The sequence below is a fragment of the Myxococcus eversor genome, from assembly GCF_010894455.1.
Classification (GTDB): domain Bacteria; phylum Myxococcota; class Myxococcia; order Myxococcales; family Myxococcaceae; genus Myxococcus; species Myxococcus eversor.
Genome location: NZ_JAAIXY010000010.1, coordinates 26,024 through 40,216, shown reverse-complemented (window position 1 = coordinate 40,216; position 14,193 = coordinate 26,024). Strand labels below are relative to the sequence as shown.

Annotated in this window: 3 protein-coding genes; 2 read left to right on the top strand and 1 reads right to left on the bottom strand. The window is 68.8% G+C overall.

The features are described from left to right. Positions 1-59: 59 nt before the first annotated feature. Positions 60-1,148: an alkene reductase gene (locus G4D83_RS21010; protein ID WP_163866598.1), complete on the bottom strand. Its 1,089-nt coding sequence runs from the start codon at positions 1,146-1,148 to the stop codon at positions 60-62. A gap of 158 nt (positions 1,149-1,306) precedes the next feature. On the opposite strand from G4D83_RS21010, the gene G4D83_RS21005 reads away from it, so the two are divergent. Both G4D83_RS21005 and G4D83_RS21000 read left to right on the top strand, forming a co-directional pair. Then, positions 1,307-1,912 carry a TetR/AcrR family transcriptional regulator gene (locus G4D83_RS21005; RefSeq protein ID WP_163866597.1) on the top strand — a complete coding sequence of 202 codons (606 nt, stop codon included), beginning with the start codon at positions 1,307-1,309 and terminating at the stop codon, positions 1,910-1,912. 561 nt (positions 1,913-2,473) lie between these two features. Then, positions 2,474-14,193: non-ribosomal peptide synthetase (locus G4D83_RS21000; protein WP_163866596.1), on the top strand; the 11,720-nt coding region annotated here is incomplete at its 3' end.

Here is a 14,193-nt window from a genome sequence, read left to right as displayed (position 1 = left end):
GCGGGCGAGTTCGAGCCCGTCGCATGCACCCTGAGCGCTTTCAACTCCACGCAGCGGGCTCAAGGCGCGAGCGGATAGTCCGTGTAGCCCTTCTCGTCGGGCGTGTAGAACGTCGCGAAGTCGGGCTGGGCCAGCGGCAGGCCGTCGCGCAGGTGCGTCGGGAGCCGAGGGTTCGCGATGAACGGGCGGGCGAATGCGAACAGGTCTCCATGCCCCGCCGCGAGGTCGGCTTCGGCGCGCGCACGGTCGTAGCCTCCCGCGAGGATGAGGGTGCCCCCAAAGGCCTTGCGAATCTTGTCCTTCACGCTCGCGGGCACGGTCGGCATGCCCAGCCCGGAGTGGTCGACCACGTGCATGTAGACGAGGCCGAGCTTCTTCAGCTCGCCGGCGAGCGTCTCGTGCAGTTCCTCCACCTGGACGTCGTCGGAGCGCAGGCCGCCGCCACTGCTGTAGGGCGACACACGGATGCCCAGCCGATCACCGCCGATGCGCGCGGCCGTGCGCTTCGCGATCTCCACGGCGAACCGGATGCGGTTCGCCACGCTGCCACCCCACTCGTCGGTGCGCTGGTTCGCGGCGGTGTTGAGGAACTGCTCGATGAGGTAGCCGTTCGCGCCATGCAGCTCGACACCATCGAAGCCCGCCTCCATCGCGAGCTCCGCCGAGTGCGCGAACTCCTCGATGGCGCGTTCGACCTCCTCCGCCGTCAGCGCGTGGGCCACGGGAACCGGCAACTGGCCCTTGCCATCCACCCACATCTTGCTGTCCCACTCCACCGCCGACGGTCCGACCATGCGCGCACCGCTCGGCAGGTTGTCCGGGTGCGTGACGCGCCCCGTGTGCATGAGCTGGACGAAGATGCGCGACCCCGCCGCGTGGACCGCGTCGGTCGTCTTCTTCCAGCCCGCGACGTGCTCCGCGTTGAACAAGCCCGGGATGCGTGCGTACCCCAGGCCGTCAGGCGACGGCGACGTGCCCTCGGTGATGATGAGGCCCGCCTCGGCGCGCTGCGCGTAGTAGCGGGCCATCAGCTCGTTGGGCACGTTGCCAATCGCGCGCGAGCGCGTCATCGGCGACATCACGATGCGGTTGGCGAGGGACACGCGTCCCAGCGTGTAACGGGAGAAGAGCGTCGAGGTCGTCGTCATGGTTCTCTCGGGGAGCAGGGGAGGTGGCCGCCGTTCTCACCGCCAGCGTCGACGGTGTTGCGGTAGACCTTCCCGGGGCACATGTTCTGGAAGCTTTAGTTTCTTTCCGGAAAGAAATAAACTCCGACCCACGGGTTGTCAAGGCTGCGAGCGCTGTCATGGGAAGACCTAGGGAAGTCACGGATGAGCAGATCCTCGTCGCGGCGCGGCGCTGCTTCCTTGAACGCGGCGCGGGCGTCTCGGCGGCCGATATCGGGCGCGAGCTCGGGGTGAGCCACACGACGCTCTTCAACCGCTTCGGCTCGAAAGAGGGGTTGATGCTCGCGGCGCTCGGCCCGACCAAGGAGATTGAGTGGGTGGTGGCGCTCGACAAGGGTCCCGACAAGCGCCCGATTCGTGAGCAACTCATCGAGCACGCGAAGGTGATGTCCCACTTCTTCCAGGACCTGCAGGCGGGTTTCGGAATCCTGCAGGCCGCTGGCATCGACCCCGGAAAAGCCCACCGTGCGTGCACGGGAGAGTCAGGGCCAGAGCAGGCGTACCGCGCGCTGGTGTCGTGGCTCACTCGCGCCCAGCAGCAAGGGCGGCTGGCCAGGTGTGACGTCGGCACGCTCGCTTCGACGATTCTCGCCGCGCTCCAGGGCTGGGCATTCACGGCCCGAATCTGCGGCGGGCCGGCGCGCGCGGCCGCGAGCGGCGACTACGTCGAGCGCTTCATCGACGTCCTTTGGAATGGCATTGGCAGCCGGACGCCCTCCGCTTGATTCGCGGAATGGCGGAGCTGCTCGCCTGGTCCTCCGCACGAGGTAACCCGCCGGAATCAGGACCTCTCACACGGGGCGGCGCGCTATCGTCACCCTTCCGGGGCAGGGAGGAATTCCACGCAATGGGAAGGGGCACTCGTTCGAATCACTGACCGTGTGCCCCTCTGGCAACCACGGCAGAAGCCCCCGCCATTCCCGCGCCCCCTTGGTCGCCCGGAAAGTCCCACATGCTGAGATTCTAGTGCGTGCCCAATTTTGGAGAATCTCCAGGACAATGGGATTGTGCAGGGAGCATGTCCGACATCCTCGACACTCCCAGCAGCCCCCCAGACAGACTGTGTCTCGTATTGCAGCGCCTCGCGCGCATACCTGAATACAGCTGTTGACATGTTTCACTGGTGGCTCGACCACCGAGTGCCTCAGCCAGGACGTCAGCCATTCGTGCGGCAGGATTGGTGACGCAGCCCGGCCCCTTCTATCCCGTGACGCCGCATCGACAGCATGTCGGGCGGCAAGTGCTCGCGCCACCTGGTCCCCCCAGGGTTGGCGCTCGGAGTCTGTATGAGCGGTGGGAACAAGAACCTCGAGAAGCTCACCCCCAAGCAGCGCGCCCTGTACGAGCTGCTCCTCAAGGAAAAGAAGGGTCAGCTCCAGGACGCGACCACCAAGGCGGTGGAGCGGACCATTTCGCGCCGGGAGGACACCGGGCCCGCGCCTGCCTCCTTCTCCCAGCAGCGACTGTGGATCGTCGACCAGCTCGAGGGCGGTCGCGCCTTCGCCTACAACGTCCACATCACCGTCCAGTTCACCGGCGCGCTCGACATCGCCCTGCTGGAACGGTGTGTGAATCAGGTGGTCCGGCGCCACGAGTCACTGCGCACCGTGTTCGCCGCGCGCGAGGACGGCATCCCCGTGCAAGTCGTACTGCCGGAACTGCGCCTGCACGTCCCGGTGGAGGACGTCTCCCACCTGTCGAAGGAGGAGCAGGACGTCGAGGTGGAGCGGCGCACCAGCGAGGAGTCCCAGCGGCTGTTCGACCTGGCGCGCGGGCCGCTCCTGCGCGGCAAGGTGCTGCGCCTGGGCTCCGACAACCACGTGGCCCTCGTCACCATGCACCACCTGGTGACGGACCGTTGGTCCCTGGGCGTCTTCGTCCGCGAGCTGATGGCCTTCTACGCCGCGGGAGTCACCGGCCAGTCGCCCGAGCTGCCGGAGCCCGCCATCCAGTACTCCGACTTCGCCGTCTGGCAGCGCGAGCGCATGCAGGGCGAGCGGCTGCGCACGGAGCTGGCGTTCTGGAAGCAGCACCTGCGCACCCTGCCCGCGCCGCTGGAGCTGCCCACCGACAGGCCTCGCCCTCCCGAGCAGACGTACCGAGGCTCCCGCCAGTTCGTCACCCTCCCGGTCTCCCTCACGCGCACGCTCAAGGAGATCAGCCAGCAGGAGGGGGCCACCCTCTTCATGACGTTGCTGGCCACGTTCCAGACGTTGATGCACCGGCACTCGCGGCAGACGGACATCACGGTCGGCTCGCCCATCGCCGGCCGCAATGTGCCGGAGCTGGAGTCGCTGATCGGCTTCTTCGTCAACACGCTGGTGCTGCGCAATGACCTGGACGGCAACCCCACCTTCCGCGAGCTGCTGCGTCGCGCGAAGGACGTGTGCATGGCCGCGTACGCGCACCAGGAGCTGCCCTTCGAGAAGCTGGTCGAGGAGCTTCAGCCCCCGCGCGACTTGAGCCGTCACCCGCTGTTCCAGGTGATGTTCAGCTTCCAGAACACCCCTCGACAGGACCTGTCGATGCCGGGGTTGCGGTCCACGTATCTGTTGGTCGACCCGGGCTCGGCGAAGTTCGACCTGCTGCTGGAGCTGCGCGAGGACCGGCCGGACGAAATCTTCGGCTGGCTCGAATACAACACCGACCTCTTCGACGTCGCGACCATCCAGCGGATGCGTGGGCATTTCTACACGCTGCTCGGAGCGGTGGCGGAAAACCCAGACACGCGGCTGTCCGAGCTGCCCCTGCTCACCCAGGAGGAGCAGCTTCAGCTGAGCTCCGACTTCCAGGGCCGACAGGACGACTTCCCACGAGACGTGTGCCTGCACTCGCTCATCGAGGCCCAGGCCCGCCGCGCTCCCGACGCGGAAGCCCTCCGTTTCGAGGACGAGACGCTCTCCTACGCGCAGCTCGACTCACGCGCGAACCAGCTCGCCTGGCACCTGCGCTCACTTGGCGCGCGCCCTGGCTCTCTCGTCGGTGTCTCGCTCGAGCGCTCGCTCGACCTCGTCGTCGCGCTGCTCGCGGTCCTCAAGTCCGGCGCCGCCTACGTCCCCTTGGACCCGGCGTATCCGCGCGAGCGGCTCGCCGGCATGCTCGACGATGCCCAGGCTCCCGTCATTCTCACCCAGCAGCACCTCCTCGCGAGCCTGCCGCCCTCCTCCGCGCGCGTCCTCTGCCTCGACTCCCAGTGGGATGACGTCGCCGCGAGTTCCTCCGACGCGCTGCCTCTCGTGGCCGGGGCCGACGCTCCCGCCTACGTCATCTTCACCTCCGGCTCCACCGGCCGCCCCAAGGGCGCCATCAACTCACACACAGGAATCGTCAACCGCCTGCTGTGGATGCAGCAGCAGTACGCGCTGACGCCTTCCGACACCGTCCTCCAGAAGACCCCGTTCTCCTTCGACGTCTCTGTCTGGGAGTTCTTCTGGCCCCTCATGACGGGCGCGCGCCTCGTCCTCGCCAAGCCCGGCGGACACCAGGACCCCGCCTACCTCGTCCGCCTCGTCTCCGAGCAGCGCGTCTCCACCCTCCACTTCGTCCCCTCCATGCTCCGCGCCTTCCTCGAGGAGCCGGGGCTGGAGGCTTTGTCTTCTCTTCGCCGCATCATCTGCAGCGGTGAGGCCCTGCCCGCGGAGCTCGTCCGCCGCGCGCATGCCGTCCTTCCCTCCTCCGCCGAAGTCCACAACCTCTACGGCCCCACCGAAGCCGCCGTCGATGTCTCCTTCTGGCATTGCGCTCGTGGCGACTCCCGCCACTTCGTCCCCATCGGCCGCCCTGTCTCCAACACCTGGCTCCACGTCCTCGACCCCTCCGGCCGCCCCACGTCCGTCGGTGTCCCGGGTGAGCTCTTCATCGGCGGCATCCAGGTCGGCCTCGGCTACCTCAACCGTCCCTCCCTCACCGCCGAGCGCTTCCTCCCCGATGCCTTCTCCGGCACTCCGGGCGCCCGCATCTACCGCACCGGCGACCTCGCTCGATGGCTGCCTGATGGCTCTCTCGAGTACCTCGGCCGCGCCGACTTCCAGGTCAAGCTGCGTGGCTTCCGCATCGAGCTCGGTGAAATCGAGGCGTCACTCCTCGCCTTCCCCGGCGTCTCCGATGCCGTCGTCGTCCTTCGCGAGGATGCGTCCGCTCCCCGCCTCGTCGCGTACCTCGTCTCCTCCGCCGAGCTCGACCTCCAGGCCCTGCGCGCTTCCCTCTCCGAGCGCCTGCCCGAGTTCATGGTGCCCTCGGCCTTCGTGTCACTGCCGGCACTGCCCCTCTCTCCCAACGGCAAGGTCGACAGGCGCGCGCTGCCGGCTCCGGAGCTGAAGTCGCGCGACGCGGGAGATTTCGTCGAACCCCAGACGCCTCGTCAGCAGGCGCTGGCCTCCATCTGGACCGAGCTGCTGGGCGTGCCGCGCATCGGCCTGCGCGACAACTTCTTCGAGCTGGGCGGAGACTCCATCCTCGCCATCCAGGTCGTCGCGCGCGCGCGTCAGGCCGGCCTGCATCTGGCCGCCAACCAGCTCTTCCAACACCAGACATTGGAAGCGCTGGCGCGCGTGGCGCAGGAGCAGGGTGGGCCACAGGTTGAACAGGGCCCGGTGCTCGGCACCTCCCTCCTGACGCCCATCCAGCTCGACTTCTTCGAGAAGGAGCTCGTCGAACCGCATCACTTCGCCCAGGCCTTCATGCTCGCGTCGAGCGAGCCGGTGGACATCCCGTGCCTGGAAGCAGCGCTGCGCTCCGTCGTCGCCCACCACGACACGTTGCGCCTGCGCTTCACGCGCCGACAGGATGGCACCTGGCTCCAGGAGTTCACCGGCCTGGAGGCGCCTGTCCGCCTGGAGCAGGTGGACCTCTCCTCCGTGCCCGACGCGGAGTTGCCCTCGGCCCTGGAGTCAGCGTCCACTCGCCTCCACGCGAGCCACAGGCTGGATGAAGGGCTGCTCCTGCGTGCCGCGCTCTTCAACCTCGGCGCCGAGCGAGGCTCACGGCTCCTGCTGTCGGTGCACCACCTGGGCGTGGATGGCGTCTCCTGGCGCACGCTCCTGGAGGACCTCGGCGCGGCGTATGTGCAGTCGAGACAGGGCCGCCCGGTGGCGCTGCCTCCCAGGTCCACGTCCTTCAAGGCCTGGGCCTCGAAGCTGAGCGACTTCGCGCGCACCGAGGAAGTCGCACGGGAGCGGACCTGGTGGCTCGAAGAGGGGCGACTCGAGGTTGCCTCCATTCCCAGGGATGGCGCGGGCGGTGCCGCTTCCGTGGCCTCCTCGCGCACGGTGGAAGTCTCCCTGGACGAGGCCCAGACGCGGCTGCTGTTGCAGGAGACTCCGTCTGCCTGGCGGGCGCACATCAACGACGTGCTGTTGACGGCGGTGACCGACAGCCTCACGCACTGGATGGGCCAGCCTCGCCTGCGCGTGGAACTGGAGGGCCACGGTCGCGAGCCGTTCTCCGACGACGTGGACCTGTCTCGCACCGTGGGCTGGCTCACCACCCTGTATCCCGTGACGCTGGATGTCTCGGGCACCACCAGCCTGGGTGACCGGCTGCGCGCGGTGAGGGACTCGCTGCGGCGCCTTCCTCGCAAGGGCCTGGGCTACGGCCTGCTGCGCCACCTGGTGGACGAGGAGCATGCGAGGGATTTGCGCGCGCTGCCTCATGCGCAGGTGCTCTTCAACTACCTGGGCCAGTTCCACCAGTCCGGTGGTGACGGCTCGGTGCTGAATCCCTTCACCGCGACGCGCGAGCCCCTGGGCACCCTGCGCGCTCCCGATGCGGCGCTCTCCCACCTCTTGGAGATCAACGGCTACGTCTTCGAGGGCCGGCTGACCCTGGTGTGGACGTACAGCGAGGCCGCGCACCGGGAAGAGACCATTCAATCCCTGGCGGAGCGGTGCCTGCACACGCTGCGGAGGCTCATCGACGAGCGAGGCTCCGACGACGCCCGCCGCTTCACGCCCACCGACTTCCCCCTGGCAAGGCTGTCCCAGCCGGTGCTCGACCGCGTGCTGCCAGTGGGGACGCTGGCGGACGACCTCTATCCGCTGTCGCCCTTGCAGCAGGGCATGCTCTTCCACACCCTCACGGCCCCGGGCACCGGCGTCTACGTCACGCAGTTGGCGTGGACCTTCGGCGGCGCCGTGGACATGACCGCCTTCCGTCGCACCTGGGAAGCCGTCATCCAGCGTCAGCCCTTGCTGCGCACGTCCTTCGTCGCCGAGGGCGCCGCCGAGCCGCTCCAGTGGGTCCACCCGGAAGCCACGCTCCCCTGGGAGGAGCACGACTGGCGCGGAGTGGATGAAGCCGAGCAGCGAAGCCGCTTCGAGACGCTCGTCGCCGAGGACCGTGCTCGTGGCTTCGACCTGCGCGCGCCACCGCTGCTGCGCCTGACGGTCATCCGCACGGAGGAGCGCGCGTGGCGAGTCCTCTGGACGCTGCACCACCTCATCGTGGATGGCTGGAGCCTCGGGCTCCTCTTCCAGGAGCTCTTCACCACCTACGAGCAGGTTCGCTCCGGTCGGCGCCCGTCCGGCAGTGGGGCGACCTCCTTCCGCGACTACATCGCCTGGCTCCAGCGACAGTCGTTGGAGCCCGCGGAGCTCTACTGGCGAAAGACGCTGCGCGGCTTCACCGCGCCCACGCCCCTGCCTGGCGCCCTGCCCCGAAGCCCGAATGCGGTGCTCCGGCGTCAGCACCTGAACGCCTGGCTGCCCGCTCAACTCACCGCGGACCTCCAGGCCTTCGTCCGCCAGCACCACCTCACCCTCAATGCGCTGGTCCAGGCCGCATGGACCCTGGTGCTCTCACGTCACACCGGTGAGAAGGACATCGTCTTCGGCGCCACCACCTCGGGTCGCTCCGCCGAGGTCTCCGGCATCGAGAACGCCATCGGGCTCTTCATCAACACCCTGCCCGTTCGCATCTTCGTCGACGACGACACCACCGCGCTCTCCTGGCTCCAGCAGCTCCACACCCAGCAGTTGGAGCTGCGCCAGTTCGAGCACACACCACTGACCCATCTCCAGCGGTGGAGCGACGTGCCGCGTGGCACGCCCCTCTTCGAGTCGCTCTTCATCGTCGAGAACTTCCCCGTCGACGCCGCCATCAACTCGGCCAGCGCCGACCTGGGGATTCGCGACTTCAGCGCGCGTGAGCAGGCCGATACCCCGCTGGAGGCGTACGTCATCCCCGGGGATTCGCTGGAGCTGCGCCTGCTCTTCGATGCCGCGCGCTTCGAGCCCTCCACTCCCGAGCGCCTCCTTCGCCACTGGGGCGCCGCGCTCCAGGCCCTCATCTCCAGTCCCGACTCACGCCTGGGGGCGCTCTCTCTGCTGACGGGCGAGGAGCGCGAACAGGTCCTTCGCTCCTTCAACGCCTCTTCACGCGACTTCGACCCGTCCTGCCTCCATCTTCAATTCGAGGCACAGGCCGCGCGCACCCCCGACGCCACCGCGCTGTCCTTCGGTGACGTCTCCGTCTCCTATCGTCACCTCCGCCAGCGCGTCCTTCGGCTCTCCCACCGACTCCAGTCCCTCGGGCTCCGTCCGGACGCTCCCGTCGGTCTCTTCGTCCACCGCTCCGCCGACATGGTCGCCGCCATGCTCGCCATCCTCCACGCGGGCGGCGCCTACCTTCCCCTCGACCCCGATTACCCCTCGGACCGTCTCTCCTGGATGCTCCAGGACTCTCGCGCTCCGTTCATCCTCACCTCGCGCCACCTCCGCGACTCACTGCCTGCCTCGGATGCGCACGTCCTCCTCCTCGATGAGACGGGCGATGAGGAAGCACGGGCCCCCGGCAGCGCGGACGCGGTGAATCTGGCGTACGTCATCTACACGTCGGGCTCCACTGGCAGGCCCAAGGGCGTGATGGTGCCCCACCGCACCGCCGCCAACTTCTTCGCCGCCATGGATGACCGCCTGGGTTCCTCTCCCGGCACCTGGCTCGCCGTCACTTCCATCTCCTTCGACATCTCCGTCCTGGAGCTGCTCTGGACGCTCTGCCGCGGCTTCCACGTCGTCCTCCATGACGAGCGCGCCGCCTCTCGCCTCGGCACCGCGCTGACGCTGCCCGAGGTTCTCCGCCGCCATCCTGTCTCCCACCTCCAGTGCACGCCCTCCTTCGCGCGCGCCAGGGTGCTCGCCGCGGACTCGGTCGCCGCCCTCTCCTCGCTCCGATACCTTCTCGTCGGTGGTGAGGCACTCCCCGGCCCGCTCGCCTCTCAGCTTCGCGCCGCGCTCCCGCACTCCTCTCTCCTCAACATGTACGGCCCGACGGAAACCACCGTCTGGTCCTCCGCCCACTCCGCTTCTCCCTCCGACGAAGACGCCTCCACGCTTTCCATCGGCACGCCCCTCGCCAACAACCGGCTCTTCGTCCTCGACGCCTCGGGCCAGCCCTGCCCCATCGGCTCACCCGGCGAGCTCTTCATCTCTGGCGAAGGTGTCGTTCGCGGCTACCTCGGCCGCCCCGACCTCACCGCCGAGCGTTTCCTCCCCGATGCGTTCTCCGGCGTCCCCGGCGCTCGCCTCTACCGCACCGGTGACCTCGCTCGCTGGCGCCCTGACGGCTCGCTCGACTTCCTCGGCCGCGCCGACTTCCAGGTGAAGTTGCGTGGCTTCCGCATCGAACTGGGAGAAGTCGAGGCCGCGCTTTCACGCCACACCTCCGTCCTCCAGGCCGTCGCGGGTGTCCACCTCGATGCCTCCGGTGACGGGCGCCTCGTCGCGTGGCTCGTCCCTCAGCCCGGCCACTCGCTCGACTCCTCCGCGCTGCGCGACTTCGTCCAACGGCACCTGCCCGAGCACATGGTGCCGTCCCTCTTCGTCTCCCTCCCCGCGCTCCCCCTCACTCCCAACGGCAAGGTCGACCGCAAGGCCCTCCCCTCGCCGCTGAGCCAGAGCCAGCAGTCCGCGGTCCCCGACGACTCCGCGCCGAAGACTCCCCAGGAGAAGGTCCTCGCCGCCATCTGGTCCGACGCGCTGCGCGCGCCGCGTGTCACGCGCCAGGACAACTTCTTCGCGCTGGGCGGCGACTCCATCCTCTCCATCCAGATTGTCTCCCGCGCACGCAACGCGGGCCTCCAGCTCACCACCCAGCAGCTCTTCCAGCACCCGACGCTGGAGGCCCTCGCCCGGGTCGTGAGTTTCGAGGGCGGTGCCTGGGCCGAGCAGTCGGACTCCGCGCTGCTCGCGCTCACCCAGCGCACGTCGACGGACACGAAGGGCCATGAGTCCGCGGACGTCGTCCTGAGCCGGTTGAAGCAGGCCATCTCGGACCGACTGGTTGCCTCGGGCACGCCGGTGGAGGACCTCTATCCGCTGTCGCCCTTGCAGCAGGGCATGCTCTTCCACACCCTCGCGGCGCCGGGCTCTGGCGTCTACGTCACCCAGTTGACGTGGACCTTCGGTGGCGCGTTGGACCTGGATGCGTTCCGGCGCACCTGGGAGGCCGTCATCCAGCGTCAGCCCCTGCTTCGCACGTCCTTCCTCACGGGCGGCTCGCAGGAACCCCTCCAGCTCGTCCACCCTGGTGCGGCGCTTCCGTGGGAGGAGCTCGACTGGCGTGGAGTGGGGGAGGTGGAGCAGCAGTCCCGCTTCGAGGTCCTCCTCGCCGAGGACCGCGCTCGCGGGTTCGACCTGCGCACGCCGCCGCTGCTGCGTCTGACGGTCATCCGCACCGATGAGCAGACGTGGCGCGCGCTCGGGACGACGCATCACATGTTGATGGACGGCTGGAGCATGGGCCTCCTCTTCCAGGACCTCTTCGCCACCTACGAGCAGGTTCGCGCGGGGCTGGTCTGGGTCCGGAGGGATGCGACGGTCTTCCGCGACTACATCACCTGGCTCCAGCGTCAGCCGATGGAGCCCGCGGAGCTCTACTGGCGCAAGACACTGCGTGGCTTCACCGCGCCCACGCCGCTGCCCGGTGCCCTCCCCCACGACCCGGACGCGGCGCTCCAGCGTCAGCGCCTCCAGTTCCACCTGCCCGCCCGGGCCACCGCGGACCTCCAGGCCTTCGTCCGCCAGCACCACCTCACCCTCAATGCACTGGTCCAGGCCGCGTGGGCGCTGGTGCTCTCGCGTCACACCGGTGAGAGCGACATCGTCTTCGGCGCCACCACCTCGGGGCGCTCCGCCGACGTCTCCGGCATCGACCGCGCCATCGGGCTCTTCATCAACACGGTGCCCGTCCGCGTCCACGTCGACGACGACACCACCGCGCTCTCCTGGCTCCAGCAGCTCCACACCCAGCAGCTCGAGCTGCGCCAGTTCGAGCACTCGTCCCTGGTGCGACTGCACGGGTGGAGCGACGTGCCGCGCGGCACGCCCCTCTTCGAGTCCCTCTTCATCGTCGAGAACTTCCCCGTCGACGCCGCGGTGAACTCCGCGGGGGATGCGCTGGGCATCCGCGACTTCACCATCGTGGACCAGACGGACACGCCGCTGGAGGCGTACGTCATCCCCGGGGACTCGCTGGAGCTGCGCCTGCTCTTCGATGCCGCGCGCTTCGAGTCCTCCACTCCCGAGCGCCTCCTCCACCACTGGAGCGTCGCGCTCCAGGCGTTGATGGCTGCGCCGGATGCGCGCCTTGCTTCCATTGCCCTGCTGACGGGAGAGGAGCGCGAACAGGTCCTTCGCTCCGTCAACGGCAGGGCTGACCGCAAGGTCCTCCCAGTGCCGGCCCAGAGCGACTCGGGGACTCGCGACACCGCGCCGCGCTCACGGACCGAGGAGCAGCTCGCGCAGGTATTCGCGCAGGTGCTGGGCGTGGAGCACGTGGGGGCGACGGACAGCTTCTTCGCGCTCGGCGGCCACTCCCTGCTCGCCACCCAGCTCGTCTCGCGCATCCATTCCGTGATGGGAGTGGAACTCCCGCTGCGCGACCTCTTCGAGTCGCCCACCATTGAGCAGCTCTCCCGGCGGATTGAGTCGAGAAGCGGCGAAGGCACGGGGGCGGTGCGGCTCATGCTGCGCCCGGGCGCGCGCGACGGGGCCATTCCGCTCTCGTTCGCTCAGCAGCGGCTCTGGTTCCTCGACCAGCTCGAGCCGGGCAGCGCCGCCTACAACCTCCCCACCGCGCTGAAGCTCGAAGGCGTCCTGGACGTGGAGGCCCTTCGCGCCGCGCTGCATGCGCTCGTGCGCAGACACGAGGCGCTGCGGACGACCTTCATCGCGCGGGACGGTGAGCCCGTGCAGCACATCCACACCGAGCTCTCCTTGGAGCTTCCGGTCGTGGACCTGTCCTCTCTGGCCGACAATGCGCGCGACGACGAGGCGCGTCGGATGGCACGCGAGGAGGCCCAGCGCCCCTTCGACCTCGCGCGGGGGCCGCTGGTGCGCGCCTCGCTGGTGCGTCTGGCGCCTCGCCGGCATGTGCTCCTCGTGACGCTGCACCACATCATCTCGGACGGCTGGTCCTCGGCCGTCATGGTGAGGGAGCTGGGTGCGTACTACCGCGAGCTGACGGGAGGACCGCCCTCCGCGCTGGCTCCGCTGCCCGTGCAATACGCGGACTTCTCCCTGTGGCAGCGACAGTGGCTCTGGGGTGAGGTGCTGAAGCAGGAGCTCGACTGGTGGCGACAGCAGCTCGAGGGTGCCTCCCAGGCGCTGGAGCTTCCGACGGACCGGCCTCGCCCCTCGGCGCAGACGTACCGGGGCGCCACGCTGCCTCTCGCTCTGCCGCGCGAGGCGAGCGACGCGGTGAAGACGCTGGCACAACGCGCGGGCGCCACTCCCTTCATGGTGATGCTGGCGGCGTGGCAGCTCCTGCTCTCACGCTACTCGCGACAGGACGACATCTCCGTCGGCATGCCGATCGCCAACCGCCACCGCTCGGAGGTGGAGGGCCTCATCGGCTTCTTCGTCAACACCCTCGTGCTGCGGTCGACCATCGATGACCGCCAGTCGTTCCGCGCGCTGCTCGCCCAGGTCCGTGAGCACACGCTGGCCGCGTACGAGCACCAGGATGTCCCCTTCGAGAAGCTCGTCGAGGAGCTCCAGCCCCAGCGAGACCTCAGCCGCAGTCCGCTGTTCCAGGTCACCCTCACGTTCCAGAACACCCCCACCGAGCCACTGAAGCTCCCGGGGCTGGAGATGGAGCTGCTGCCTCCCCAATCGGAGACGGCGAAGTTCGACCTCGACCTGGGCGTCGAGGAGGTCGATGGAGTCCTGACGGCGGCGCTGACCTACAACACGGACTTGTTCGACGCGGGGACGGCGGAGCGGCTCGCGCGTCACTACCGGGTGCTGCTGGAGACCGTCACCTCGGATGCGGACCGGCCCATGCATGGGCTTGGGATGCTGACGGGAGATGAACTCGCGCGGCTCCGGACGTGGAACGACACCACGGCCGACCTTCCGCGCGACGTGTGCCTGCACTCGCTCATCGAGGCCCAGGCTCGCCGTACTCCCGAAGCGGAGGCCCTGCGCTTCGAGGACGAGACGCTCTCCTACGCGCAGCTCGACTCACGCGCAAACCAGCTCGCGCACCACCTGCGCTCCCTCGGTGCTCGCCCCGGCGTCCTCGTCGGGGTCTGCCTGGAGCGCTCGTTCGACCTCGTCGTCGCGCTGCTCGCGGTCCTCAAGTCCGGCGCCGCCTACGTTCCCTTGGACCCGGCGTATCCCCGCGAGCGCCTCGCCGGCATGCTGGAGGACGCGGACGCGCCCGTGCTCCTCACCCATGAGCGCTTGAAGGCCGTGCTCCCTCAGCACACCGCTCGCGTGCTGTGCCTCGACTCCGATTGGGACGCTGTCTCTCACCAGCCCTCCTCCTCGCCCGAGCTGCTGGCCGGTCCCGACGCCCTCGCCTACGTCATCTTCACCTCCGGCTCCACCGGCCGCCCCAAGGGCGCCATGAATGCCCACTCGGGTGTCGTCAACCGCCTGCTGTGGATGCAGCAGCAGTACGCGCTGACGCCTTCCGACACCGTCCTCCAGAAGACCCCGTTCTCCTTCGACGTCTCTGTCTGGGAGTTCTTCTGGCCCCTCATGACGGGCGCGCGCCTCGTCCTCGC

Excerpts from the sequence above, each read along its gene's own strand:
- G4D83_RS21005 (WP_163866597.1), top strand. The coding sequence starts at position 1,307 with ATGGGAAGACCTAGGGAAGTCACGGATGAGCAGATCCTCGTCGCGGCG.
- G4D83_RS21010 (WP_163866598.1), bottom strand. The coding sequence starts at position 1,148 with ATGACGACGACCTCGACGCTCTTCTCCCGTTACACGCTGGGACGCGTG.